This window comes from Streptomyces sp. HSS9-12, assembly GCF_054963655.1.
On record NZ_JBUEGC010000040.1, the window covers coordinates 43,210 to 67,838 of the forward strand.

General features: G+C 71.3%; 22 protein-coding genes. 9 read left to right on the forward strand and 13 right to left on the reverse strand.

The window, feature by feature from the left end; genetic code table 11:
* Positions 1-26: 26 nt before the first annotated feature.
* Positions 27-524, forward strand: coding sequence for a GtrA family protein (locus ACY34J_RS20720; protein ID WP_462727982.1), 498 nt, complete (start codon positions 27-29; stop codon positions 522-524).
* 3 nt (positions 525-527) lie between these two features.
* Here the strand turns inward: ACY34J_RS20720 and ACY34J_RS20725 are convergent, their stop codons facing one another.
* Entirely contained in the window at positions 528-1,787 is a 1,260-nt protein-coding gene (locus tag ACY34J_RS20725; protein WP_462727981.1) for an ATP-binding protein, read from the reverse strand.
* Between the two features lie 39 nt (positions 1,788-1,826).
* Entirely contained in the window at positions 1,827-2,501 is a 675-nt protein-coding gene (locus ACY34J_RS20730; protein WP_462727980.1) for a response regulator transcription factor, read from the reverse strand.
* A gap of 334 nt (positions 2,502-2,835) precedes the next feature.
* Here ACY34J_RS20730 and ACY34J_RS20735 point away from each other — a divergent pair, with 334 nt between their 5' ends.
* Positions 2,836-4,341 (forward strand): peptide MFS transporter, encoded by a 1,506-nt coding sequence (locus ACY34J_RS20735; protein ID WP_462727979.1) that lies wholly within the window; start codon positions 2,836-2,838, stop codon positions 4,339-4,341.
* Positions 4,342-4,834: 493 nt separating this feature from the next.
* On the opposite strand, the gene ACY34J_RS20740 is transcribed toward ACY34J_RS20735, so the two are convergent.
* Positions 4,835-5,347 carry an ATP-binding protein gene (locus ACY34J_RS20740; RefSeq protein WP_462727978.1) on the reverse strand — a complete coding sequence of 171 codons (513 nt, stop codon included), beginning with the start codon at positions 5,345-5,347 and terminating at the stop codon, positions 4,835-4,837.
* A gap of 172 nt (positions 5,348-5,519) precedes the next feature.
* Positions 5,520-5,900 carry an STAS domain-containing protein gene (locus ACY34J_RS20745; RefSeq protein ID WP_462727977.1) on the reverse strand — a complete coding sequence of 127 codons (381 nt, stop codon included), beginning with the start codon at positions 5,898-5,900 and terminating at the stop codon, positions 5,520-5,522.
* A 241-nt stretch (positions 5,901-6,141) separates the two neighbouring features.
* Here ACY34J_RS20745 and ACY34J_RS20750 point away from each other — a divergent pair, with 241 nt between their 5' ends.
* Positions 6,142-7,092: an RNA polymerase sigma factor SigF gene (locus tag ACY34J_RS20750; protein WP_462727976.1), complete on the forward strand. Its 951-nt coding sequence runs from the start codon at positions 6,142-6,144 to the stop codon at positions 7,090-7,092.
* 89 nt (positions 7,093-7,181) lie between these two features.
* Here ACY34J_RS20750 and hutI read toward each other — a convergent pair whose 3' ends face one another.
* The 4 genes from hutI to hutU form a co-directional block, all read right to left on the reverse strand.
* The gene (hutI, locus tag ACY34J_RS20755) at positions 7,182-8,384 is read right to left on the reverse strand and encodes an imidazolonepropionase (RefSeq protein ID WP_462727975.1); all 1,203 of its coding nucleotides are present in this window, start codon (positions 8,382-8,384) and stop codon (positions 7,182-7,184) included.
* A 116-nt stretch (positions 8,385-8,500) separates the two neighbouring features.
* Positions 8,501-9,847 carry a formimidoylglutamate deiminase gene (locus ACY34J_RS20760; protein ID WP_462727974.1) on the reverse strand — a complete coding sequence of 449 codons (1,347 nt, stop codon included), beginning with the start codon at positions 9,845-9,847 and terminating at the stop codon, positions 8,501-8,503.
* On the reverse strand, positions 9,838-11,037 hold the full coding sequence (locus ACY34J_RS20765) for an allantoate amidohydrolase (protein WP_462728010.1): 1,200 nt from the start codon (positions 11,035-11,037) through the stop codon (positions 9,838-9,840). The genes ACY34J_RS20760 and ACY34J_RS20765 overlap by 10 nt, the downstream gene beginning before the upstream one ends.
* Before the next feature lie 65 nt (positions 11,038-11,102).
* Positions 11,103-12,761, reverse strand: coding sequence for a urocanate hydratase (hutU, locus tag ACY34J_RS20770; protein WP_462727973.1), 1,659 nt, complete (start codon positions 12,759-12,761; stop codon positions 11,103-11,105).
* Positions 12,762-12,904: 143 nt separating this feature from the next.
* Here hutU and ACY34J_RS20775 point away from each other — a divergent pair, with 143 nt between their 5' ends.
* Positions 12,905-14,281 (forward strand): type III PLP-dependent enzyme domain-containing protein, encoded by a 1,377-nt coding sequence (locus ACY34J_RS20775; protein ID WP_462727972.1) that lies wholly within the window; start codon positions 12,905-12,907, stop codon positions 14,279-14,281.
* 339 nt (positions 14,282-14,620) lie between these two features.
* On the opposite strand, the gene ACY34J_RS20780 is transcribed toward ACY34J_RS20775, so the two are convergent.
* Complete coding sequence (locus tag ACY34J_RS20780; protein WP_462727971.1) at positions 14,621-15,508, reverse strand: MurR/RpiR family transcriptional regulator; 888 nt, start codon at positions 15,506-15,508, stop codon at positions 14,621-14,623.
* Between the two features lie 187 nt (positions 15,509-15,695).
* A complete protein-coding gene (locus ACY34J_RS20785; protein ID WP_462727970.1) occupies positions 15,696-16,124 on the reverse strand; it encodes a hypothetical protein in 429 nt (142 codons plus the stop codon).
* A 191-nt stretch (positions 16,125-16,315) separates the two neighbouring features.
* Here ACY34J_RS20785 and ACY34J_RS20790 point away from each other — a divergent pair, with 191 nt between their 5' ends.
* Positions 16,316-16,471, forward strand: coding sequence for a LuxR C-terminal-related transcriptional regulator (locus tag ACY34J_RS20790; RefSeq protein WP_462727969.1), 156 nt, complete (start codon positions 16,316-16,318; stop codon positions 16,469-16,471).
* Positions 16,472-16,536: 65 nt separating this feature from the next.
* Here ACY34J_RS20790 and ACY34J_RS20795 read toward each other — a convergent pair whose 3' ends face one another.
* The gene (locus ACY34J_RS20795) at positions 16,537-17,928 is read right to left on the reverse strand and encodes an acyl-CoA synthetase (protein ID WP_462727968.1); all 1,392 of its coding nucleotides are present in this window, start codon (positions 17,926-17,928) and stop codon (positions 16,537-16,539) included.
* A 450-nt stretch (positions 17,929-18,378) separates the two neighbouring features.
* Positions 18,379-19,764, reverse strand: a complete 1,386-nt coding sequence (locus ACY34J_RS20800; RefSeq protein ID WP_462727967.1) for a cystathionine beta-synthase — start codon at positions 19,762-19,764, stop codon at positions 18,379-18,381.
* A gap of 235 nt (positions 19,765-19,999) precedes the next feature.
* Here ACY34J_RS20800 and ACY34J_RS20805 point away from each other — a divergent pair, with 235 nt between their 5' ends.
* The 3 genes from ACY34J_RS20805 to ACY34J_RS20815 all read left to right on the forward strand — a co-directional run bounded on the left by ACY34J_RS20805 (position 20,000) and on the right by ACY34J_RS20815 (position 23,885).
* Positions 20,000-21,034 (forward strand): SGNH/GDSL hydrolase family protein, encoded by a 1,035-nt coding sequence (locus ACY34J_RS20805; protein ID WP_462727966.1) that lies wholly within the window; start codon positions 20,000-20,002, stop codon positions 21,032-21,034.
* Positions 21,035-21,576: 542 nt separating this feature from the next.
* Positions 21,577-22,797, forward strand: a complete 1,221-nt coding sequence (locus ACY34J_RS20810; RefSeq protein ID WP_462727965.1) for an acetyl-CoA C-acetyltransferase — start codon at positions 21,577-21,579, stop codon at positions 22,795-22,797.
* A 269-nt stretch (positions 22,798-23,066) separates the two neighbouring features.
* The gene (locus ACY34J_RS20815) at positions 23,067-23,885 is read left to right on the forward strand and encodes a hypothetical protein (RefSeq protein WP_462727964.1); all 819 of its coding nucleotides are present in this window, start codon (positions 23,067-23,069) and stop codon (positions 23,883-23,885) included.
* A 61-nt stretch (positions 23,886-23,946) separates the two neighbouring features.
* On the opposite strand, the gene ACY34J_RS20820 is transcribed toward ACY34J_RS20815, so the two are convergent.
* Positions 23,947-24,264 carry a hypothetical protein gene (locus tag ACY34J_RS20820; protein WP_462727963.1) on the reverse strand — a complete coding sequence of 106 codons (318 nt, stop codon included), beginning with the start codon at positions 24,262-24,264 and terminating at the stop codon, positions 23,947-23,949.
* 120 nt (positions 24,265-24,384) lie between these two features.
* On the opposite strand from ACY34J_RS20820, the gene ACY34J_RS20825 reads away from it, so the two are divergent.
* The gene (locus ACY34J_RS20825) at positions 24,385-24,615 is read left to right on the forward strand and encodes a DUF4287 domain-containing protein (protein ID WP_462727962.1); all 231 of its coding nucleotides are present in this window, start codon (positions 24,385-24,387) and stop codon (positions 24,613-24,615) included.
* Positions 24,616-24,629 lie beyond the last annotated feature (14 nt).

Below are 24,629 nucleotides of genomic sequence, written 5' to 3' on the forward strand. Positions count from 1 at the left end.
CCGAACAATGGAGCCATACCAACACTATGAGTGAACGGCGCACACTGCGCTCGCGGCTGGATCACCTGGTCCGCGAGGCCGCCAAGTTCGGGGCCGTCGGCGCGATGGGATTCCTGGTCAACCTGGTCGTCTTCAATCTGTGCGTGCACGCCCTTCATCTGGCGGTGGTGCGCTCCGGAGTGATCGCCACGGTCGTCGCGATCGGCACGAACTACCTCGGCAACCGGTACTGGACCTATCGCGACGCCGACAAGAACCGGCGCAGCCGCGAGCTGTCGCTCTTCCTGCTCTTCAGCGGCATCGGCCTGATAATCGAAAACGGCATCCTGGCCCTGTCGCACTACGGCTTCGGGTTCACCTCGACCCTCGCCGACAACATCGCCAAGAACGGCATCGGACTCGGCATCGGCACGGTCTTCCGCTTCTGGTCCTACCGCACCTGGGTGTTCCGCGCGCTGCCCGAACCAGCGGGCGCCGAGCCCCCGGACGCGCTCCCGGAGCGCGACCCCATAGGGCTCACGTAGCGCTCAGGAGTTCCGCGGGGTCACGTTCTGATCGGCTTCCCGGCTGAGGAAGAGGGCGAAGACGGGAGGGCGCTGCTGAAGCAGCTCCAACCGTCCGCCGTCCGCCTCCGCCAGGTCGCGCGCGACCGCCAGCCCGAGACCGGTGGAGTTCCGCCCGCTGACCGTCCGCTCGAAGACCCGTGCGCCCAGGTCGGGCGGGACGCCCGGGCCCGCGTCGGTGACCTCGATGACCGCCTGGTTGCCCGTGACCCGGGTCCGCAGGGCCACCGGCCCGTCTCCGTGCATCAGTGAGTTCTCGATCAGCGTCGCCAGCACCTGGGCGACCGCGCCGGGCGTACCAACGGCCCGCAGGCCCTTCTTCCCGGAGCAGACGATGGCGCGGCTCGCACTGCGATACGCCGGGCGCCACTCCTCGATCTGCTGCTTGACGACCTCGTCGATGTCGAAGGCGACCGCCGAACCGGTGCGGGGGTCGCGGGAGTTGGTGAGCAGCCGCTGTACGACGTCGGTGAGCCGCTCGACCTGTCCGAGCGCGATCGTCGCCTCTTCTTTGACCGTGGTCAGATCGTCGGTCTCCGAGATCTCCTCCAGCCGCATGGAGAGGGCAGTCAGCGGCGTGCGCAGCTGGTGCGAGGCATCGGCCGCCAGCCGCCGCTCGGCGGTGAGCATCCGGCCGATGCGCTCGGCGCTCGCGTCGAGGACGTCCGCGACCCGGTCCAGCTCCGGCACGCCGTACCGCCGGTGGCGCGGCCGCGGGTCGCCTGAGCCCAGCCGCTCGGCGGTCTCGGCGAGGTCGGTGAGCGGTGTGGTCAGCCGGTGCGCCTGCCGTACGGCCAGCAGTACCGCGGCGAGCACGGCCAGCAGCGCGACCGCCAGGATGACCAGCAGGGTGCGGCCGATCTCCTGGCTGACGGTGCCTGCGGACTCCTGCACGGTGATCGTCTCGCCGGCCTCGCCCCGCTCCCGGGCCTGGATGACGTCACCGGTGGGCCGCACACCGAGTTCGACGGGCGCCCGGCCCGGAAGCTCGATACGGGCGTAGCGGTCGGGGGTGATCTGCTCGCGCAGCACGTCCGGGCCGACCGGCTCGCGGCCTCTCAGCCGGCTGTCGACGATGCTGACCAACCGTACGGCCTCGGAGTCGACGCTGTCCTGCGCGCTGTTCTCGATGGTGCGCGCCTCGACGACGACGAGGGAGAGGCCGAAGACGGCGATCACCACAAGGACCACGGCGAGCGTGGAGTTGATCAGACGGCGGCGCACGGTGCTCTCCGGGCCGGGGCGACACGGGTCGTCAGGGTTCTAGCTCTTCTCGAATCGGAAGCCGACGCCGCGCACGGTGGCGATGTAGCGGGGGTTCGCCGCGTCGTCGCCGAGTTTCTTGCGCAGCCAGGAAATGTGCATGTCCAGGGTCTTGGTGGAGGACCACCAGGTGGTGTCCCAGACCTCGCGCATCAGCTGGTCGCGCGTGACGACCCGGCCGGCGTCACGTACCAGAACCCGCAGCAGGTCGAACTCTTTCGCGGTGAGCTGAAGCTCCTCCTCACCCATCCAGGCGCGGTGGGACTCCACGTCGATCCGCACACCGTGCGTGGCGGGCGGCTGCGCGTCCGTGGCGCCCCGCCGCAGCAGGGCCCGTACCCGGGCCAGGAGTTCGGCCAGCCGGAACGGCTTGGTCACATAGTCGTCGGCACCGGCGTCGAGACCGACCACGGTGTCCACCTCGTCGGCGCGGGCGGTGAGCACCAGCACCGGGAAGCCCATGCCTTCGGTACGCAGACGGCGGCAGACCTCGAGACCGTCCATCCCGGGCAGGCCCAGGTCGAGGACGAGCAGATCGACGCCCCCTTGCATGCCGGCGTCGAGAGCGGTGGGACCGTCCTCCCGCACCTCGACCTCGTATCCCTCACGGCGCAGTGCGCGAGCGAGCGGCTCGGAGATGGAGGCGTCGTCCTCGGCGAGCAGTACTCGGGTCATGGAGTGATGGTAGTCCGCGCGGGTGGTGGGGAGGGCTACGCCGATGGAGCCCTGTGGACCGGACCGATGAACGACCGGTTACCGTCGAAGGCACGTCACCGTTTCGGCGGCAACTGTGATCTATGTCTCAAGTTCTTCCATTTACCGCCATGTTCTAACGTATGGTGGCGATAAGTCCCACAGCACTCACGGGGACCTTTGGCCCGACCAACGCGCCGAAGGTCTCCGCTTCTGTGCGGGGCCGGCACCACCGGCTCTCCAAGGACAGTGCGCCTTCCCCCCATACGGGCGCGGACCGCGCAATGGCCGCGTCCCGAAGCAGCAAGGAAACAGCATGGCGTCCAGCCTGACGAAGGACGCCGCCTCGCAGGGGACCCCTGCGTCCGGCGGCAAGACCTTCTTCGGCCACCCCCGCGGTCTGGCCACCCTCTTCATGACCGAGACGTGGGAGCGTTTCAGCTACTACGGCATGAGGGCGCTCCTGGTCCTCTACCTGACGGCTGAGGTCTCCAAGGGCGGCCTCGGCATTGGTGCCGCGACCGCCGCGGCCATCTACAGCGTCTACACCGCCACGGTGTACCTGCTGGCCATGCCGGGTGGTTGGGTCGCCGACCGCCTGCTGGGCCCCCGCAAGACAGTGGCGGTCGCCGGCGCCATCATCATGACCGGCCACTTCCTGCTGGCCGTGCCGTTCACGGCGTCGTTCTTCGTCGGCCTGGTCTTCATCGCCGTCGGTTCCGGTCTGCTCAAGTCCAACATCTCGGTGATGGTGGGCCAGCTGTACCCGGACCGTAACGACCCGCGTCGTGACGGCGGCTTCACCATCTTCTACATGGGCATCAACCTCGGTGCCTTCCTCGCCCCGCTGGTCATCGGCACCGTCGGCCAGACCGTCAACTGGCACCTGGGCTTCGCGATGGCCGGTGTCGGCATGGCGCTGGGTCTGGCCCAGTTCCTCATCGGCACCAAGAACCTGGCCCCCGTGAGCAGTGTCGTCCCGGCGCCGCTGGCCGCCGCCGAGCGCGCCTCGCTGCTGAAGAAGGCCCTGATCTGGCTGGCCGCCGCCGTGGCCTTCTACGGTGTGGTCACCTTCACCGGGCACTTCACCATCAACTGGGTGCTGTGGCCGCTGTCGCTGGCCGGCCTGGCGCTGCCCGCCGTCTACTTCGCCCGCATCCGCCGGGACAGGGATCTGACGGCGGACGAGAAGTCGAAGATGACGGGCTACATCTGGTTCTTCATCGCGGCGGCCGCCTTCTGGATGATCTACGACCAGTCCGGCTCCACGCTGTCGATCTTCGCCGAGAAGAACACCGCGTCGACGCTCTTCGGCTTCGCCTTCCCGACCAGCTGGTTCCAGTCGCTGAACCCGCTGTTCGTAATGGCGCTGGCCCCGGTGCTCGCCGCGCTGTGGATCAAGCTGGGCAGCCGTAACCCGAGCACCACGGTGAAGTTCGCCTTCGGCCTGATCGGCATCGGCGCCTCCTTCGGCCTGATGATGCTGGCCCAGGCCGCGGCCGCGGGTGACGTCAAGGTCTCCCCGCTGTGGCTGACCATGGTCTACCTGATCCAGACCGTCGCGGAGCTGTGCCTGTCGCCCGTGGGCCTGTCGGTCTCCACGAAGCTGGCCCCGGCCAAGTACGCCAGCCAGGTGATGGGCCTGTGGTTCCTCGCCGTCACGGCGGGCGACTGCGTCGCGGCCATCGTCCAGCTGGTCATCGGCGACGCGTTCCTGTCGGAGGCATCCTTCGCGGTCCAGGGCGCCCTGGCGTTCCTCGCGGGTGTGGCCTTCGTGATCTACCGCAAGAAGGTCATCAAGCTGACGGGTGACGTCCACTGACGTAAGCCCCTTCGGATGGGCCCGGTGCGCTTTCGCGCGCCGGGCCCATCCGCGTGTGCACCGACGGGGCCGGTCAGCCCCGCAGGCGGCGCCACGGTGTGAAGGTGAAGACCGCGCCGCCGAGAAGGATCACGGTGCCCAGGGCGGGCCCGCAGGGCGCCATGGTCGCTCGCTCCGGTCTCGCTACCGTGGACCCGCCGCCCTGGAAGGCGCCCGCGCCACGTGTCGGCGTGCGCGGCGGGGGCCGACAGCAGCACCGCGGCCCCGGCCACTGCCGCGGCCAGGGCGAGCGCACCCGTGCGGCCCGTCGCATGGCGCTTCGTCCGGGACACCTGGGGCTCCCCTCTCATCAGGTCCGGCTGCCGGGTGATACTGACGACACATCAGATTGGCAGGTGACGGTACGCCAGGGACCGTTGAGAGGGAAGACAAAGAACACGCCGGATCGGCGTGTTCGCATGACGAAGGGATCGCGGGCAGTCGCGGCGGGAGACTACGAGGGGGCGGCCAGCTCGGCCCACACCGTCTTGCCGATGCCCTCGGGGTTCCGTACGACACCCCAGTCCAGGCACAGCCGCTGGACGATGAACATGCCGTGCCCGCCGGGGCGGCCCGCGCGGTGCGGCGTACGGGGTGCGGGCGAGCCCGAGCCGAGGTCCACGACCTCCAGCCGGAGCACCTTGCCGATACAGCCGACGCGCAGCTCCTCCGGGCCCTCGGCGTGCAGACAGGCGTTGGTGACCAACTCGGAGACGACGAGCAGCACATCCTCGGCCGCGGCCCGCTGATCGGCGGTGGCGGCGGGCAGCCAGCCCCAGTCGCGCAGGGCCTGCCGGGTGAAGTCGCGAGCGGTCGGGACGATGCCGCTGACGCCCGCAAGGCGCAGCCTGCGCACTTGGCCGTCCATTCCGACCGCTCCGGTTGTTCCGGCCGCTGGAACGGCAGGGGAAGCACCGTCCGACTCCGGGCCGCGGTCGCCCGGCGAGTACGGCCGAGTGGTGCTCATCAGCGCTTCACCTCACCGTTTCGCCGATACAGAGGTAACGAACACCTGACACGTTCATCAGATTCAGCTGTCTCCTGCCCGACCGATCCGTGAGAACACCCACTAATTCGGATGGGAGCGTGTGAGCCATACAACGCCGGTCACGCTCCGGAGTGGCGGGGACGACGGACGGTCAGTCGGCCGGAGTATCGGCGAGCGCCTCGTCAAGAGTGTCATGTACAGAGAAGACCGCTTCGGCGCCCGTGATCTCAAACACACGGGCGACGACGGGGAGCATTCCCACCAGGTGCACACTGCCGCCGGCGGCCTCGGCCTTGAGCCGCGCACCGAGCAGGACATTGAGCCCGGTGGAGTCGCAGAACTCGAGCTGAGAGCAGTCCACGACCAGGCGCGGGGCCCCCTCGTCAACACACCCTTCCAGCGGCTCGCGCAGCAGCTCGGCGGTGTGGTGATCGAGCTCACCCGCCGGCGTCACGACAGCGCTGGATCCGTGGTGCCGGACGCCGACTCGGAGCCGGCCCCGACTGGTACTGCCGACCATCCCGCGGTCCATGCGCACCCCTTCTGGTTGCTTGCGACGGCGCACCCCGAACCCTACGCCTTCGATACGCCGACCGGTAGCCGAACATCCCCTCGAAAGGGACATTCCATATCATTCGGGCCTTGCTTTGCGGGGGGTGAACCGGGTAGGGCTAGAAAGGACCCGTAGAACCACGGCCGGCTTTGGAGGCGCCGCACACCGTAGGAAGCGACATCGGCTTCGGCAGCCATACGCCGAGAATCATGGAGGAACCATGTCACCCCGGCTCGACGCAACGCGTACCGAGAACACCGCCCTCGAGGCAAACGAGAGCGACCGGACCGCGACGTCGACAACCGATCACCAGCCCGAGCAGATCAACAACGAGATTTACGGCATTCACGGTCTCGACGAGGAGTTCTTCGCGGACCTGCCCGAGATCCCGCCGTACGACGAAGTTGGGCCGCTGGATGCCAGGGCCCTGTCCAAGACCCTCTTCGCGCGCCTGGAGTCGCTCGAGGAAGGCACCCACGAGTACTCGTACGTCCGCAACACCCTGGTCGAACTCAACCTGGCTCTGGTGAAGTTCGCGGCCTCCCGGTTCCGCTCCCGCAGCGAGCCCATGGAGGACATCGTCCAGGTCGGCACCATCGGGCTGATCAAGGCGATCGACCGCTTCGAGCTCAGCCGCGGTGTGGAATTCCCCACCTTCGCGATGCCGACGATCGTCGGTGAGATCAAGCGGTTCTTCCGTGACACCAGTTGGTCGGTGCGGGTTCCAAGGCGGCTGCAGGAGCTGCGGCTCGACCTCGCCAAGGCAGGAGACGAGCTCTCCCAGACGTTCGACCGGGCGCCCACCGTGGCCGAACTGGCCGAACGGCTTGGGATCAGCAACGACGAGGTCGTCGAGGGCATGGCCGCGAGCAACGCGTACACCGCCAGCTCGCTGGACGCCCAGCCCGAGGAGGACGACACCGAGGGCGCGCTGGCGGACCGCATCGGCTACGAGGACCACGGACTCGAAGGCATCGAGTACGTCGAGTCCTTGAAGCCGCTGATCGCGGAACTCCCGCCGCGCGACCGGAAGATCCTGTCGCTGCGCTTCGTCGCCAATATGACGCAGTCGGAGATCGGCGATGAGCTCGGCATCTCGCAAATGCACGTGTCCCGGCTGCTCGCGCGGACGCTGGGGCGGCTGCGTAAGGGGCTGATGATCGAGGAGTGACGCTGCTCCAGCGGCCACTGTGCGGTGTGCGTGTGCCCGAAGGGCCCGCCCCCTGGGGGCGGGCCCTTCGGCATGTTCCGGCCCGCGCGTCAGTCCAGCGTGTGGTGGCCGGCCATGGGCTCGCCGCGGTGCCAGACGGCGGCGACGAGGGGGACGCCGGGGCGGTAGGCCAGGTGGACGTGGGAGGGGGCGTCGAGCAGGGCCAGATCGGCGCGGGCTCCCGGGGCAAGCCGGCCCACGTCGGTACGGCGCAGGGCGCGGGCCCCGCCCGCCGTCGCCGACCACAGCGCCTCATCGGGGGTCATGCCCATGTCGCGTACGGCGAGGGCGATGCAGAACGGCATGGAGCTGGTGAAGGACGAACCCGGGTTGCAGTCGGTGGACAGGGCGACGGTGGCGCCCGCGTCGAGCAGGCGGCGCGCGTCGGGCCACTGCGCGCGGGTGGAGAACTCGGCGCCGGGCAGCAGGGTGGCGACGGTGTCGCTGTGGGCAAGGGCGTCGATGTCGGCGTCCGTGAGGTGGGTGCAGTGGTCGGCGGAGGCCGCGCCCAGTTCGACGGCGAGCTGCACGCCGGGGCCGTGGGACAGCTGGTTGGCGTGGACGCGCGGGATCAGGCCGCGGGCGGCGCCGGCGGTGAGGATCGCACGGGCCTGGTCGCCGTTGAAGGCTCCCTTCTCGCAGAAGACGTCGATCCAGCGGGCGTGGGGGGCGCAGGCGTCGAGCATGGGACCGGTGACGAGGGCGACGTACGCGGCCGGGTCGTCGGCGAACTCGGGGGCGACGATGTGCGCTCCGAGGAAGGTCACTTCGTCGGTGTGGGCGGCGGCGATGGCCACGGACCGGGCCTCGTCCTCGGTGGTCAGACCGTAGCCGGACTTGGTCTCGATGGTCGTGGTGCCCTGGCGCAGCGCCTCGTGGACGTAGCGGCGGACGTTGGCGTGCAGGACGTTGTCGGACGCGGCGCGGGTGGCGGCGACGGTGGTACGGATGCCGCCCGCGGTGTAACCGCGGCCGGACATCCGGGCGTTGAACTCCTCGGTTCGGTCGCCCGCGAAGACCAGGTGGGAGTGCGAGTCGACGAAGCCGGGGATGACGGCCCGGCCGCCGGCGTCGATCCGGTTGTCAGTGGCGGGTGCTTTGCTGGATGCACCAACCCAGGCGATGCGGTCGCCGTCGATGACGACCGCCGCGTCCTGGATGAGACCGAGGGGGCCTTCGCCAAGGGAGGGGTCGTTGGTGACGAGAGCGGCGATGTTGGTGATCGAGGTGGTGCTGCTCGGCGCGGTGGTCATGGGGGTGCTGTGCTCCTTCGGCCGCTGGGGGGCGCTCGGGTCGCTCGGGTTCGCCCGACCGCCTGCCCGGCGGCGGTCGGGCGGGAAGGGCCGGGCGCGCGGCGCCCGGCAGCGCTTCAGCCGCGCACGGCTGCGATGGCTTCGGACAACGTGGTGGGGACGTGCGGCACCATCTGGTGGATCCCGTCCCGTACGACATGGCGGCCTGCGATCACCGTGTGGCGGACGTCCGCGTTGGTCGCGGCGAATACCGCGGTCTCGGCGGCCAGACTGGGCGGCGGCCCTGCCGTCCGGACGGTGTCCAGTGCCACGGTGATGAAGTCGGCCGGCGCGCCTGGCTCGATGCGGCCCGACTCCGGCCAGCCGAGGGCTGCGTGGCCGGCGGCGGTGGCGGCGTGCAGCAGCTGCGCGGCGGTCCAGTGGCCGCGGACGCGGGTGCGCAGCCGCTCGTCGAGCTCCATGGCGCGGGCCTCTTCGAGCAGGTCGATGACGGCGTGGCTGTCGCTGCCCAGGGACAGCCGGCTGCCCGCGTCCTGAAGCTGCTTGGCGGGGCCGATGCCGTCGGCCAGGTCCCGCTCCGTGGTGGGGCACATGCACACACCCGTGGCCGAGTTGCCGAGGAGGTGGATGTCGCCGTGGGTGAGGTGGGTGGCGTGCACGGCGGTGGTGCCCGGGCCCAGCACCCCGTGGTCGGCGAGCAGCCGGGTGGGGGTGAAGCCGTACGCCTCCACGCATGCGTCGTTTTCCGCGGACTGCTCCGAGAGGTGGAGGTGCAGCGGCGCCTCGCGCTCCTGGGCCCACTGGGCGACGGTGCTCAACTGGTCGGCCGGAACGGCCCGTACGGAGTGGATGGCCGCACCGATGCGAGCGGTGCCGTGCGCGGTCAGCGCCGAGACCCGTTCGGCCCAGTCCTCGGCCGTGCCGTCGCTGAAGCGGAGCTGGTGTTCGTTCGGCTCGGCGCCGAACCCGGAGGAGAGATAGCAGGTGTCGAGAAGGGTGATGCGAATACCGGCTTCGGCAGCCGCGGCGATCAGCGCCTTGCCCATGGCGTTGGGGTCGCCATAGCGGGTGCCGCCCGGGGCGTGGTGCACATAGTGGAATTCCCCCACGCTGGTGATGCCGGCCAGGGCCATCTCGGCGTAGACCGCCCGCGCGAGGTCGAAGTAGTTCTCCGGAGTGAGCTTGTCGGCGACCTCGTACATCACATCGCGCCAGGTCCAGAAGGTGCCGGAGCCGGCCTGGACGGTGCCGCGCAGGGCACGGTGGAAGGCGTGCGAGTGGGCGTTGGCCAGCCCGGGGAGGGTGAGGCCGCGCAGGGTGACCGCGCCGGCCGGCGGGGACTTGACCCCGGTGCGCACGGCCGTGATCTTGCCCTCCTCCTCGGTGGCGATGACCACACCGGGCTCGACGGCGCCGTTGAGCCAGGCGTGATCCGCCCAGTAGGTCTGAGCCGTCAGCGGCACGCGAGGCCCTCCAGTACGTCGGCGAGTGCGGTCACCCCGGCGAGGCAGTCGTCCTCTGTCGCCGACTCGGCGGGAGAGTGTGAGACGCCCGTGGGGTTGCGTACGAACAGCATGGCGGTGGGCACCGAAGCGGACAAAATACCCGCGTCGTGTCCCGCGCCGGTGGGAAGCACCGGGACGGGCGCGCCGTCCCTGCCCAGGAGATTGGCCAGCTCGTCGCGCAGACCGTGCTCGAACTCGACCACGGGTGTGAAGGACTCCCGGGTCACGCTGACCTCCACGCCGTCGCGTTCGCCGCGCTCGACCGCCGCGCGCTCGATCGCGGCGACGACGGAGGCGAGGGTGTCCTCGTCGGGGGCGCGGGAGTCGAGCCAGCCGCGGACGAGGGAGGCGATGGCGTTGACGCCGTTCGGCTCGGCGCCGACCTTTCCGAAGGTGGCCAGGGCACCGGCGAGCCGGGCGCTCTCGCGGGCGGCGAGAACGGTGTCGGCGTAGGTGAGCATAGGGTCGCGGCGATCGTTCAGGCGGGTGGTGCCGGCGTGGTTGGCCTCGCCTCGGAAGTCGAACCGCCAGCGGCCGTGCGGCCAGATGGCGGAGGCGATGCCGACCGGGGCGCCGCACAGGTCCAGGGCGCGGCCCTGCTCGACGTGCAGTTCGACGAACGCGCCGATCCGGGCCAGCCGTTCGGGGTCGGGGCCAATGGCTGACGGGTCGTAACCGGCCCGCTCCATGGCCTCGGGGAGGGAGATTCCGTCCGCGTCGCGCAGCTCGTGAGCCCGCTCGACGGTCAGCCGGCCGGCCGTCAGCCGGGACCCGACACAGGCGAGGCCGAAGCGGGCGCCCTCCTCGTCGCCGAAGTTGACTACCGCGATGGGCCGGTGGGGCTGCGCACCGCGCACCCGGAGCTCGTCGAGGGCGGCGAAGGCGGAGACGACGCCCAGCGGGCCGTCGAAGGCTCCGCCGTCGGGGACGGAGTCCAGGTGCGAGCCGGTGACGACGGCGTCCCCGGCGGTGGGGTCGCCGAGCCAGGCCCACTGGTTGCCGTTGCGGTCCAGCTCGTAGGTCAGCCCGCGGGACTCGGCCTGCGCGCGGAACCAGGCGCGGCAGTCGGCGTCGGCCGCCGTCCAGGCATACCGCCGGTACCCGCCGGAGGCCGCGAAGCGGCCAATGGGCAGCAGGTCGCGCCACATCTCGTGGAAGGACGACGGTTGTGGGCGGTCGTCCCGCGGGGCGGGACGACCGCCCACAACCGGGCTCACGCGTCCTCCCGCATCGGGATACGGACACCGCGCTCGGCGGCGACCTCGTCCGCGCGGTCGTAGCCCGCGTCAACGTGCCGGATGACGCCCATGCCCGGGTCGTTGGTCAGCACACGGCGGATCTTCTCGCCCGCCAGGGCCGTACCGTCGGCGACCGTGACCTGGCCGGCGTGCAGAGAGCGGCCCATGCCGACACCGCCACCGTGGTGGATGGACACCCAGGACGCACCCGAGGCGACGTTGACCATGGCGTTCAGCAAGGGCCAGTCGGCGATCGCGTCCGAGCCGTCCAGCATCGCCTCGGTCTCACGGTAAGGGGACGCGACCGAGCCGCAGTCGAGGTGGTCGCGGCCGATGACGATCGGCGCCCGCAGCGTCCCGTCGGCGACCATCTCGTTGAACCGCTCGCCCGCCTTGTCGCGCTCGCCGTAGCCGAGCCAGCAGATACGGGCGGGCAGGCCCTGGAAGTGGACCCGCTCCCCCGCCATCTTGATCCAGCGCGCCAGTGACTCGTTCTCCGGGAAGAGGTCGAGGATCGCCTTGTCCGTCGCCGCGATGTCCTTCGGGTCGCCCGACAGCGCCGCCCAGCGGAAGGGGCCCTTCCCCTCGCAGAAGAGCGGGCGGATGTAGGCGGGGACGAACCCGGGGAAGGCGAAGGCCCGCTCGAAGCCCGCCAGCTTCGCCTCGCCACGGATCGAGTTGCCGTAGTCGAAGACCTCCGCGCCCGCGTCCATGAAGCCGACCATGGCCTCGACGTGCCTGGCCATGGATTCCCGCGCCCGCTGGGTGAACTCGGCGGGCTTCTCGGCGGCGTAGGAGGCCATGTCGTCGAAGTCGACGCCGAGCGGCAGGTACGACAGCGGGTCGTGGGCGCTGGTCTGGTCGGTGACGATGTCGATGGGGGCGTTCATCGCCAGCAACCGCGGAACGAGTTCCGCGGCGTTGCCGAGGACGCCGATCGACAGCGGGCGCCGGTCGTCGCGGGCCTCGGTCGCGAGCCGCAGCGCGTGCTCCAGGCTGTCGGCCTTCACATCAAGGTAGCGGTGCTCGATGCGGCGCTCGATGGCACGCGGATCGCAGTCGATGCAGATGGCGACGCCGTCGTTCATGGTGACCGCGAGCGGCTGGGCGCCGCCCATGCCGCCCAGGCCGGCGGTCAGGGTGATCGTCCCGGCGAGCGTGCCGCCAAAGCGCTTGGCGGCGACGGCGGCGAAGGTCTCGTACGTGCCCTGCAGGATGCCCTGCGTGCCGATGTAGATCCAGGAACCGGCCGTCATCTGGCCGTACATGGTCAGGCCCAGGGCCTCGAGCCGGCGGAACTCCTCCCAGGTGGCCCAGTCGCCCACCAGGTTGGAGTTCGCGATGAGCACGCGCGGCGCCCACTCGTGCGTCCGCATGACGCCGACCGGGCGGCCGGACTGGACGAGCATCGTCTCGTCCTGTTTCAGCGTCCGCAGCGTGCGGACCATGGCGTCGAAGGAGCGCCAGTCGCGGGCCGCCTTGCCCGTGCCGCCGTAGACGACGAGCTTGTCGGGGTGCTCGGCGACCTCGGGGTCGAGGTTGTTCTGGAGCATCCGCAGGGCGGCCTCCTGCTGCCAGCCCCGAGCGCTCAGTTCCGTACCACGCGGCGCTCGCACGGGTCGCGGTCCTGCCATGGCGCTGCCTCCCTGCCGTCTATTGGATCAACTTATTCACATCTTGGCTCTACTGAATACAGCTAGTCAACAGGGGCTCCCCGAAGAGGTCCTTTCCGGACGAAGCCTGGGCGGCGGGCAGGGCCGGATGGTTGGCTGGCCCCATGGCTGAGGATGTGCATCTGAACTCGGCGGGACGGCGGGACCTGGCCGTACGGGCCGCGGTGGAGCAGGAGCTGATCGGGCCCGAGGAGCCCGTCATCGGGCTGCTGGACGTGGCGGGCATCCGCGACTCGGCCGCCGCGCTGCGCTCCGCCTTCGACGACGCGGCCGTGGGGATGCGGCCCCCGACGGCACCCCCGGTGCTGCACACCTTCGCCGTGAAGGCGGCTTCGCTCGTGCCCGTTCTGCGGTTGCTGGCCGCGGAAGGGCTCGGCTGCGAGGTGGCCAGCCCGGGCGAGCTGGCGCTGGCCCGCGCGGCGGGCGTACCCGCGGACCGTACGGTCCTCGACTCACCCGCCAAGACCCTTGACGAGCTGCGCGAGGCGCTGGCCCTGGGCATCGCCGTCCATGCCGACAACCCGCAGGAGCTGGCGCGGATCGATGCCCTCGTCCAGGGCGCGCCGACCGCGTCCACACTTGGCGTACGCGTCAATCCGCAAATCGGCAGCGGCACCATCGAGGCGCTCAGCACCGCCACCACGCATTCGAAGTTCGGGGTCGCACTGCGCGACGAGGGGGCGCGCGAGTGGGTGCTGCGCGCCTATCTGGACCGGCCCTGGCTGACCCGGCTGCACGCCCATGTCGGCTCCCAGGGGTGCCCACTGGAGCTGATGGCCGAAGGCGTGCGCGTGGCGTACGAGCTGGCCGAGGACATCAACGCGGCGGCCGGACGCCGGCAGGTCGACATGCTCGATCTCGGCGGCGGGCTGCCGGTCAACTTCACCTCGGACGAGACGTTTCCGACGTTCCGCGACTATGCGCGGCTGCTGCATGCGGCCGTCCCCGGCCTGTTCGACGGGCGGTACGGGCTGGTCACCGAGTTCGGCCGGGCCCTGCTCGCCAAGAACGGCCTCGTACTCGCGCGGGTCGAGTACACCAAGTCGGCGGGCGGCCGCCGGATCGCGGTGACGCACGCGGGCGCCCAGCTGGCCACGCGCACCGTCTTCGCTCCGGACTCCTGGCCGATCCGTGTAGCGGCGTACGACGCGGAAGGGCAGCCCAGGACGGGCCCGGCTGTCGCCCAGGATGTCGCGGGACCCTGCTGCTTCGCGGGCGACCTCGTCGCCCGGAACCGGCCCCTGCCGCTGTTCGAGGCAGGCGACCTGGCCGCGCTGCTCGACACCGGGGCGTACTACTTCTCCCACCACTACGGGTACAACAGCCTGCCGCGTCCGGCCGTGCACGGGTTCGCCCTGGACCCGGCGGCACCGGGGGGCGTGCGGTTCGGGCTCGTACGCCCGCTGCAGACGGTCGAGGAGATCGTCGCCGAGAGCGGCGGCGGCCGGCGCGATGCGCTGATCGGCCTGCGCCAGCCGTAAGGGGAGCGAAGCCGTCGGACGGCATCGCTCCCGCCGCGGAGCGCAGACCTCCTCACGGGTGCGATGCCGTCCGGCGGGCGGCCCCGACCGCCGCAGGCGCGGGCCACGGCACCGCGGTGCGCTCAGCCCGCGCAGGACCGGACCGCGCAGTCAGGACGCCGCACTGGCACAGCGCGCCGTCAGGGGGCCGAAGAGGTGCGGCGCACCGTCAGCCTGTGGTCGGGCCACCGCCCTCAGGCGGCGGCGGGTGCGCGGCGGCCCGCCGGGACGCCGAGGCAGTGCGGCGCTCCGCCAGGGGCGGATGGCCATGAAACCGGCGGAACAGCCGCTCGTTCCCGGCTACTCCACGAACAGGCCCCGCGCCGCGGCCCTCGCGTCGAACTCCTCCAACCGCGCCTGAGCGTCCGGCAGTCCGTCGCACATCGCCTCCAGCAGGACCCGCCCCAGCAACATCGGCGCACAGGCCGTGTCGAAGGACAGCCCGGTGCCCACGGCGGCCGGCAGCAGCAGATCGCTGTGCTTGGCCACCGGAGCGAACGCGCTGTCGGCGACGGTCACCACCGTCAGGCCCACCCCCCGCGCGTGGTCCAGCGCATCCAGCACCTCCCGCGGGTGGCGCGGCAGCGCGAAGCACAGGAGCGCGCTGGCTCCCGCACGCCCCGCCGCGTCGATCCGGTCGGCGAGCATCGTGCCGCCCTCGTCCAGCAGCCGGACGTCCGGGTGCACCTTGGCCGCGAAGTACGCGAAGCCGCGCGCCTGCGCGGAGGCGGCGCGCAGCCCCAGCACCGGCAGCGGCCGCGACGCCGCGAGCAGCCTTCCGGCCCGCTCCACGGGCTCCGGGTCGGCCAGCATGGCCGCCAGATGCCTTAGATTCTCGATCTCGGCCTGCACCGCCTGCTGGTACTCGTTGTACGCCTCCCCCTCGGCCTTGCGCTGGGCCGGAGCGACGTCCCGCAGATGGCGGCGCAGCGCCGGATAACCGTCGAAGCCGAGCGCGACCGCGAACCTCGTCACCGACGGCTGGCTCACGCCGGCCAGCTCGGCCAGCTCCACGCTCGACAGGAAGGGGGCGTCCGCAGCCCGCCGCACCATGCAGTGCGCGATGCGCCGCTGTGTCGGTGTCAGCCGGTGCCCTTCGAAGAGCTTCTGCAGCCGGGCGGCCGCGCTGGACGCACCCGACGCAGCCGTACCGGCCGCACCAGCCGTACCGCCGCCCGCGTCGCTCATCGTTCAGCCCTCCTGATCGTCGTGCACCTCATACGGGAGCACCGCGGATCGATCGCACGATACGAGCGATCAACCGCCGAGCAATGGCAACTATTCAGTCACCAAGAACTCTGCATGACCATATACAGACGAGGCAAGCGAGGGCTCCTGATCACGTTCGGCCCGGTGGGCGTCCCCTGACGACGGCCTACGCAGGGACGGCCCGCCCGTCGAGGGCCGGCCACTGCTGGCTCTCGACAAGATCGCGGTACTGGGGGCTGCGGCCGAGGAGTTCGTGGTGCGTTCCCGCGTCCACCACGGCGCCGCCGTCCATCACGACCACATGGTCGGCGTGCTGCACGGTGGACATGCGGTGGGCGACCACGACGACCGCCCGGTCCCGGGACAGGTCATCGACGACCTCGCGCAGTCGCAGCTCATTGAGTCCGTCCAGCTGCGAGGTGGGCTCGTCGAGCAGGATGATCTCGGCATCCCTCAGCAGGGCCCTGGCCAGGGCGATCCCGCGGGCGCCGCCGCGGTGTCTTCCGAAGATCGCCGTCCTCGCAGGCTCGGCGAACGAGCGGTTCGCCGCCGAGACGCTGATGGCCGGTGCCGATGGCTTCCTGCTTCGCGACATGCCCCCGCAGCACCTGATCAACGCGGTATGGGTGCTGGCCTCGGGCAGCAGTGTGCTCGCACCGACGGCTTCCCACGCCATCGTCGACGGACTGCGGGGCAGCGCCCTCCCCTCGGAGACGCAGGCCCGGGCCATGGCCCTGACCAGCCGGGAGTACGAAGTCCTGACCCTGTTGATGAAGGGCCTTTCCAATGTCGAGATCGGCGGCCCTGCTGCTCAGCCCGGCGACGGTGAAGGACTACATCAGCGCGATCTACGCGAAGCTGGGAACGACCAACCGGGTGCAGACCGCCGTCCTGACACACCGCATGGGCGTGGGATCACCGCGAGAACTGGCCGTCGCCTGACGGCAGCCGCAGCTGAGGAGCAGGTAGCGGTCCCCTGCGAGGGGTCCCCTGCGAGGGGACCTGCCTCACGCTGGCGGCAGCAGGCGCTTTTGTGGCTTGCCCATCGCATTGCGCGGCAGTGCTTCGAGGAACCGGACCTTGCGCGGCCGCTTGTGGACGGACAGCCGCCCGGCCACGAAGTCGACGAGCTCCCGCTCGGTGACCCCGTCGGCGACCACGTACGCCACGATCTCCTGACCCAGGTCGTCGTGCGGAGCGCCGACCACGGCCGCCTCCCGCACCGCCGGGTGGTCGAGCAACGCGTTCTCCACCTCCCCGGCCCCGATGCGGTAGCCGCCGGACTTGATCAGATCGGTGGAGGCGCGCCCGACGATACGGTGCATACCGTCCGGCTCGATCGCCGCGATGTCGCCCGTACGGAACCACCCGTCGTCGGTGAAGGAGGCCGCGGTCGCCTCCGGCCGCCCGAGGTAACCGCTGAACAGCGTCGGGCCGTTGAGCTGCAGCTCGCCGATCTCCGCGTGCTGAGCGCCCTCCTCCACGGCGATGCGCGTCTGGATGCCGGACAGCGGCGTCCCCACATATCCCGGCCGCCGTTCGCCGCCCGCCCGCGTGCTGACCGTGATCAGCGTCTCGGTCATGCCGTAACGCTCGACCGGCCGCTGCCCGGTCAGCTGCTCCAGGTCCCGGAAGACGGGCGCGGGCAGCGGCGCGCTGCCGGACACCAGCAGGCGCGCGCCGCTCAACTCCCGCGCCACCGCCGGTTCCCGCACCACCCGGGACCAGACGGTCGGCACGCCGAAGTAGAGGCTGCCGCCCGCGGCCGCGTACGCCTGCGGGGTCGGCCGTCCCGTGTGCACCAGCCGGCTGCCGGTGCGCAGCGCGCCCAGCACGCCCAGCACCAGGCCGTGCACATGGAACAGCGGCAGCCCGTGCACCAGAGTGTCGTCGGCGGTCCAGTCCCACGCCTCCGCGAGCGCGTCCAGGTCGGCGGCCAGGGCGCGCCTCGAGATGAGCGCGCCCTTGGGTGCGCCGGTCGTGCCCGAGGTGTAGAGGATCAGCGCGGTGGTGTCCGGGGCGGGCTCGGGCTTGGTCCAGGCGGCCCGTTCCCGCACGTCGACGGGCACGCCCTCGATCCCGAAGTCGCCGCCCGCCTCGCCGCCGAGCAGCAGCTCGGCGCCGGAGTCGCGCAGAATGTGCTCCCGCTCGGTTTGCCCGGAGTCCGGCGGCAGCGGGACCACCGGTACGCCGGCCAGCAGCCCGCCGACGACCGCGACGACCGTCTCGAGCGACGCCTCGGCCCGTACGGCGACGACCGACGCCCCGGCGATCCGCCCGGCGACGGCGCCCGCGGCTCCGAGCAGTTCCTCGCGCGAACAGGCGTGCTCGGCGATGGTGAGCGCGTCGGGGCGGTCCTGGGCGCTCTCGGCGAGGGCCGACAGCAGAGGCACGGTCACGGGCTGCTCCTTAGGCTGCGAGGTCCACGATGCCCGCAAAGGCACCACCCGTGACCGTAGCGCGGAAGCGCACACCGCCGGGCACGGAGGGCCCCTCGCCCGCAAAGGAGGCACGGAGAAAGAAAGCCCCGGCGCGGGAGCGCCGAGGCCAAGAAGCCTGGTGCGCGGGGACCGCCGCACCCCGGCAGGAACCGGGGGCGGGACGACGGCGGTCCCCGCGGGGGACGCGGGCCGGGTCAGGGCCGGTCTGCCACGTCCGGGCGACCAGGGAGGTCCGGGAGCCGCTCCGGAGGTCCATGGCGCCGTTCGGGGGTGTCGGTGGTGTCGTCCTTGCCGACGCCCACCAATGTGCCGGACCAGTGTTAAGTCCGTGCTGCGCGTACGTGACACATACGTACCAGTTACGCGAAGCCCGTCCCGAAAGGCCCGGCGGCATCGGCCCGTTGACGGCTACTTGGCTGCCTTCGCCAGGAACGCCAGCAGGTCCTGCCTGCTCACCACACCCGTCGGCTTGCCTTCCACCAGCACGATCGCCGCATCCGCGCCTTCCAGAACGGCCATCAGATCCTCGACCGGCTCGCCGGACCCGACCTGCGGCAGCGGCGGGCTCATGTGCTTGTCCAGCGGGTCGCCCAGCGTCGCGCGCTGGGTGAACAGCGCATCCAGCAGCTCGCGTTCGACGACCGAACCGACGACCTCCGCGGCCATCACATCCGGGTGCCCGGCGCCCGGCTTGACGATGGGCATCTGCGAGACGCCGTACTCGCGCAGCACTTCGATGGCCTCGCCGACCGTCTCCTCCGGGTGCATGTGGACGAGCGAGGGCATGCCGCCCTCCTTGTACGCCAGCACGTCGGCGACGCGCGCGGACGGCCCGCCCTCCTCCAGGAAGCCGTAGTCCGCCATCCAGTCGTCGTTGAAGATCTTGCTCAGGTAGCCGCGGCCGCTGTCCGGCAGCAGAACGACCACCACGTCGTCCGGGCCCAGGCCCTCGGCCACCTCCAGCGCCGCGACGACCGCCATGCCGCAGGAGCCGCCGACCAGCAGGCCCTCCTCCTTGGCCAGGCGGCGGGTCATCTGGAAGGAGTCCTTGTCGGAGACCGCGATGACCTCGTCCGTGACCTCCGGGTCGTAAGCGGTCGGCCAGAAGTCCTCGCCGACGCCCTCGACGAGGTACGGGCGCCCGGAGCCGCCGGAGTAGACCGACCCCTCGGGGTCGGCGCCCACGACCCGCACCCGCCCCTTCGAGACGTCCTTCAGATAGCGGCCGGTGCCACTGATGGTGCCGCCGGTGCCGATACCCGCCACAAAGTGGGTGATCCGGCCGTCCGTCTGCTGCCACAGCTCAGGGCCGGTCGTCTCGTAGTGCGAGCGCGGGTTGTTCGGATTGCTGTACTGGTCCGGCTTCCAGGCGCCCGGCGTCTCCCGCACCAGCCGGTCGGAGACGTTGTAGTACGAGTCGGGGTGCTCGGGGGCGACGGCCGTCGGGCAGACCACGACCTCGGCGCCGTACGCGCGCAGGACGTTGATCTTGTCATTGGAGACCTTGTCCGGGCAGACGAAGATGCACTTGTAGCCCTTCTGCTGAGCCACTATGGCCAGACCCACACCCGTGTTGCCGGAGGTCGGCTCCACGATGGTCCCGCCGGGCTTCAGAGCGCCGGACTGCTCGGCCGCCTCGATCATCCGCACGGCGATGCGGTCCTTGACGGAACCGCCGGGGTTGAAATATTCGACCTTGGCCAGGACGGTCGCCTGGATGCCCTCAGTCACGTTGTTGAGCTTCACCAGCGGGGTGTTGCCGACGAGCTCGATCATCGAATCGTGATACTGCACGACTTTCTCCAGTTTGGGCGGGATCTCCGCGATCGGGCCGGGCAGCGACGCTCACGTGCCCGTGGCGCCAGCCTACGGCGCCCCCGGGCCTTCCCCTTACGCCCCGCGGGCGTAGTGGCACCCCCACCACCTGTGGCCGGCGGGCGCAGCGGGACCCCCAAAGGGCGCGTTGCGCGGCACGCCACGCGGGGCACAAGCTGTTACACGGTCGTACAGCGGGAGGCGGGCCAGGTACATGTCAATGTCGAGGGCGAGGGTGGCGCGGCGGATCGCGGCCGCGGCGGCGTACGGGGGTGGCGGAATCGGCCTCCTGGGGGGTGCGGCGGTCGGGCTGCTGCTCGCGGAGGCGCAGCTGGCGAAGCGGGCCGTGGGCGGCTCGAACGACGACCCGCCGCGGGCGGACGGCCGCTACGGTGCGATGTTCTCCCGGCACACCGCGCAACGGCCGCTGCGGCTGGCGCTCCTCGGCGACTCGACGGCGGCGGGGCAGGGGGTGCACCGAGCGCGGCAGACTCCGGGGGCGCTGCTGGCGTCAGGGCTGGCCGCGGTCGCGGAGCGGCCGGTGGACCTGCGCAACGTCGCGCTCCCGGGCGCTCAGTCCGACGATCTGAAACGGCAGGTCGACCTGCTGCTCGCGGACCGCAGTCTCACCCCTGACGTGGGCGTCATCATGATCGGCGCCAACGATGTCACCCACCGGATGCCGCCGGCCCGCTCGGTGCGGCTGCTGTCGGACGCGGTGCTCCGATTGCGCGAGGCGCACTGCGAGGTGGTCGTGGGGACCTGTCCGGACCTGGGCACGATCGAGCCGGTGTACCAGCCGTTGCGCTGGCTGGCGCGGCGGCTGAGCCGGCAGCTGGCCGCCGCCCAGACGATCGGAGTGGTGGAGGCGGGCGGGCGTACGGTCTCGCTGGGCGACCTGCTGGGGCCGGAGTTCGAGGCGAACCCCCGTGAGCTGTTCGGCCCGGACAACTACCACCCGTCGGCGGAGGGGTACGCGACCGCCGCCATGGCCGTACTGCCGACGCTGTGCGCGGCGCTGGGGCTGTGGCCGGAGGAGGAGCGGCCGGACCTCTCGCGGCGGGAGGGCATCCTGCCGGTGGCCGAGGCGGCGGCGCAGGCGGCGGGCGAGAGCGGTACGGAGGTGGCCGCGGCGGAGCCGGTAGGGATGCGGGCGCCGTGGGTCCTGCTCAAGCACCGGCGGCGGCGCCGCCTGCCGGCGAACGACGAGAACCACGACGCTGCGGACCCGGCTCCGCGCCGAGCCTAGCCCTCGCCGGGCGGGCCACTCCGCGCCGAGCCCGACCCTCGCCGGGCGGACCACTCCGCACCGAACCCTCGCGGCGCCTCTGCCCGCACTCCGGGCGCGCGGCCGAGCGCGAGCGCCCCCTGTCCCCGGACGCAGCCGCGGAGCCCGCGAGGCGGGCGGCTCGATCCGGGAAGCCCCGCTCGATCCAGGGAGTTACCCATAGTGGGCCCACGGGCCCCGGCCGTCCGCCCGCCGGAGCGCTAAAGGAACCGTCAGGCCCGCGGCCCCACGGGAGTCGGGGCCACACGCCGCCCGGGGGCGCGCCGCGGCGAGGCCCGTCCCGGCAGCCCACCGGGGCCGCCCCGGGAAGCCCCGTGCACCCGGGCAGCGGCCCAGAGGCCGGCACCCGCCCCGGCGCGGAGCGGCCTTCCCCGGCGGGGGGAGGTCGGCTGAGCGAGCGCTTAGAAAAGAGGTCGGCGTCACAGCACACAGGCCGTGACCTCCGCGGTACGTGCAGGTAACTTCCCAGACAGTCCATCAAGTCCAGCCCTCATGGAGCCGTGATGCCCGAAGCCGTGATCGTCTCTGCAGCCCGCTCACCGATCGGTCGGGCCTTCAAGGGCTCGCTCAAGGACGTCCGCCCCGACGACCTGACCGCCGAGATCGTCAGGGCCGCCCTGGCCAAGGTCCCCGAGCTGGACCCGCGCGACATCGACGACCTGATGCTCGGCTGCGGCCTCCCCGGCGGCGAGCAGGGCCACAACCTCGGCCGCGTCGTCGCCGTACAGCTGGGGATGGACCACCTGCCCGGCTGCACCATCACCCGCTACTGCTCCTCCTCGCTGCAGACCTCCCGCATGGCGCTGCACGCCATCAAGGCGGGCGAGGGCGACGTGTTCATCTCCGCCGGTGTCGAGACCGTCTCCCGCAGCATCAAGGGCAGCTCCGACGGCCTGCCGGACACCCACAACCCGCTGTTCGCCGATGCCGAGGCCCGTACCGCCGCGCGCGCCGAGCAGGGCGGCGAGGGCTGGCACGACCCGCGTGAGGACGGCCTGCTGCCGGACGTCTACATCGCCATGGGCCAGACGGCCGAGAACCTGGCCCGTCTCAAGGGCGTCACCCGCCGGGACATGGACGAGTTCGGCGTCCGCTCCCAGAACCTGGCCGAGAAGGCCATCAAGAACGGCTTCTGGGAGCGCGAGATCACCCCGGTGACCACCCCCGACGGCACGGTCGTCAGCAAGGACGACGGCCCCCGCGCGGGCGTCACCCTCGAGGCCGTCGAGGGCCTCAAGCCGGTGTTCCGCCCCGACGGCCTGGTGACCGCCGGCAACTGCTGCCCGCTCAACGACGGCGCTGCGGCGCTGGTGATCATGTCGGACACCAAGGCGCGCGAGCTGGGCCTCACCCCGCTGGCCCGGATCGTCTCCACCGGCGTCTCCGGCCTCTCCCCCGAGATCATGGGCTACGGCCCGGTCGAGGCGTCCCAGCGGGCCCTGGCCCGGGCGGGCCTGACCATCGACGACATCGACCTCGTCGAGATCAACGAGGCCTTCGCGGCACAGGTCATCCCCTCCTACCGCGACCTGGGCATCGACATCGACAAGCTGAACGTCAACGGCGGCGCCATCGCCGTGGGCCACCCCTTCGGCATGACCGGCGCCCGTATCACCACGACCCTGATCAACTCCCTCCAGTGGCACGACAAGCAGTTCGGCCTGGAGACCATGTGCGTCGGCGGTGGCCAGGGCATGGCGATGGTCATCGAGCGGCTGAGCTGAGCCCGGCTGAGCCGAGTCGAGCCGAGCCGAGTCGAGATGAGCCGACCGCTCCAGTCATGAGGCCATGACATCGTGACCGGATCTTCCCCAGGATGTGACCTTTGTCCTGGGGAAGATCCGTCTCCGCAGGTCAGAGCCGTTGAAGAGGAAACGTCCGGGCCCAAAGACCCGTCCGTTTCATGACGTTCTGCACTGTCACCTGGCAGCAGCCCACGACAAGCTGAGGTAGGAATTCGGGGGAGCTCGTCGAACCGACCGGGAGTACGTCAGTGAGCGCCATGTCCCTTGCCCTGCTGCTGGCCGTCACCACCGCGACGGCCGCGGGCGCCGCGGCCCTGCACGCTGCTCGTGGGCTGCGGAGGGAGGTCGCCACCCTGCGCGCCGAGCTCGCCGCCTCGGCCGCCGCCGGAGCCGGCGCCACCGTGCCCGCCGCCCGTACGACTCCCGCCGACGAGATACGCGCCGCCGTCGCCGACGCCCTGGCCGAGGAGCGCGAGCGGGAGCTCGCCGAGGCCCGCGCCTTCTGGGCCGCCCAGGAGGCGCGCGACGCGGCCGACGCGCCATCGCTGCTCTACGGGCTGTCCGGCTTCGGCGAGGACGCCCCGCTGTACATCCCCCGCCAGACCGACTTCGCGGGCATCGAGCCGCTTCTCGACCTCGACGCGTTCGAGGAGCAGTTGGAGCTCGAGTCGGCCGAGGAGGGGCAGGAGGAGACGGAGTCGCCCGAGCTGGCGGCCGCCCGACGCCGCCACCCCTCGCACCCCGACGCCCGGCCCAGGGTGTCCGTCGCCGACCACGAGGGCACCGTGACCCGGCTGGAAGAGCTGGCCGCCGCCGCGACCCCGCTGAGCGACGTGCGCCCCGGCCCGCTGGGCACCCTGGATGTGTACGTCTTCGCCGACGGCACGACGATCTGCATGACGCCGGGCCAGCGGGAGACCGCCGAGCGGCTCGCCGATGCCCTGCGCGAGGGCAAGACCCCGGTACTGCTGGGCGGCTCCGGCGTCTCCGGCGCGTACGCCCTGACCTTCGCCTACGGCGAGGAGAGCGTCTACATCCTCGCGGACCGGGTCATCGCGTCCCTCTGACGCGGACGCCCACCCAGCACACGCCCACCCAAGCTTGCCCTCAGCACGGGCGCTCGGCCGCCTACCGCAAGCGCTTGGCCACGTCCTCAACCAGCGCCACGGCCTCCGCCAGATCATCGTCAGAGGCCGTTTTTCGCAATACTTCGGCCAAATCGTGACCGGCGACCGCGACCTGGTCGGCGACCGCGAACATCCCCGCATCCGGCATCGGCTCCGGCTCCCGCCCCGGGAACTCCAGACGCTGCGCCCGCACCGCCAACTCCCGTGCCAGCGCCAGCCCTTCCGCGGCCACGCCGCGCTGCAGCCTGCTCTGCGGCACCGCCCGGAGCCGGTCGGCGAGGTGGTCCACGGCGGTCACCAAAGGCGTCACATCAAGCACCCCGAGAGACTATGCGCCGTCTCCGCACTGTTGCCAACGGGCGAACGCTCAGGCACGGTGGCGTGAAGGACCACCCATGGCCACGTAGTGGGCCAGCGTTGGAACCGCCCGGAGGTGCCGATGTCCCAAGTCTTCTCCGAAGAGACCCACCGGAATCTGCTCGCCCGCATCCCCCAGTGCACCGGCCGCGAAGTCTCCGACTGGCTGCGCACCGTCGATGAAGGCCCCGCCCTCGTCCGCTTCGAGGAGAAAGTCAACTGGCTCCGCGGTGCGCACGACCTCGCCTATGGACATGCCAAAGCGATCATCCACGAACACGACTTGAGGCGCGCCGCGCGCAAACTCCTCTAGTGCCGCGTCAGCCG

Bases quoted from the DNA above. Each gene is read 5' to 3' on its own strand.
- ACY34J_RS20745 (WP_462727977.1), bottom strand. From the start codon at position 5,900: ATGGACCGCGGGATGGTCGGCAGTACCAGTCGGGGCCGGCTCCGAGTC.
- ACY34J_RS20775 (WP_462727972.1), top strand. From the start codon at position 12,905: ATGGCTGAGGATGTGCATCTGAACTCGGCGGGACGGCGGGACCTGGCC.
- ACY34J_RS20750 (WP_462727976.1), top strand. From the start codon at position 6,142: ATGTCACCCCGGCTCGACGCAACGCGTACCGAGAACACCGCCCTCGAG.
- ACY34J_RS20785 (WP_462727970.1), bottom strand. From the start codon at position 16,124: ATGTCGCGAAGCAGGAAGCCATCGGCACCGGCCATCAGCGTCTCGGCG.
- ACY34J_RS20740 (WP_462727978.1), bottom strand. From the start codon at position 5,347: ATGAGCACCACTCGGCCGTACTCGCCGGGCGACCGCGGCCCGGAGTCG.
- ACY34J_RS20720 (WP_462727982.1), top strand. From the start codon at position 27: ATGAGTGAACGGCGCACACTGCGCTCGCGGCTGGATCACCTGGTCCGC.
- hutI (WP_462727975.1), bottom strand. From the start codon at position 8,384: ATGACCACCGCGCCGAGCAGCACCACCTCGATCACCAACATCGCCGCT.
- hutU (WP_462727973.1), bottom strand. From the start codon at position 12,761: ATGGCAGGACCGCGACCCGTGCGAGCGCCGCGTGGTACGGAACTGAGC.
- ACY34J_RS20825 (WP_462727962.1), top strand. From the start codon at position 24,385: ATGTCCCAAGTCTTCTCCGAAGAGACCCACCGGAATCTGCTCGCCCGC.
- ACY34J_RS20790 (WP_462727969.1), top strand. From the start codon at position 16,316: ATGTCGAGATCGGCGGCCCTGCTGCTCAGCCCGGCGACGGTGAAGGAC.
- ACY34J_RS20765 (WP_462728010.1), bottom strand. From the start codon at position 11,037: ATGTGGCGCGACCTGCTGCCCATTGGCCGCTTCGCGGCCTCCGGCGGG.
- ACY34J_RS20735 (WP_462727979.1), top strand. From the start codon at position 2,836: ATGGCGTCCAGCCTGACGAAGGACGCCGCCTCGCAGGGGACCCCTGCG.
- ACY34J_RS20730 (WP_462727980.1), bottom strand. From the start codon at position 2,501: ATGACCCGAGTACTGCTCGCCGAGGACGACGCCTCCATCTCCGAGCCG.
- ACY34J_RS20810 (WP_462727965.1), top strand. From the start codon at position 21,577: ATGCCCGAAGCCGTGATCGTCTCTGCAGCCCGCTCACCGATCGGTCGG.
- ACY34J_RS20780 (WP_462727971.1), bottom strand. From the start codon at position 15,508: ATGAGCGACGCGGGCGGCGGTACGGCTGGTGCGGCCGGTACGGCTGCG.
- ACY34J_RS20805 (WP_462727966.1), top strand. From the start codon at position 20,000: ATGTCAATGTCGAGGGCGAGGGTGGCGCGGCGGATCGCGGCCGCGGCG.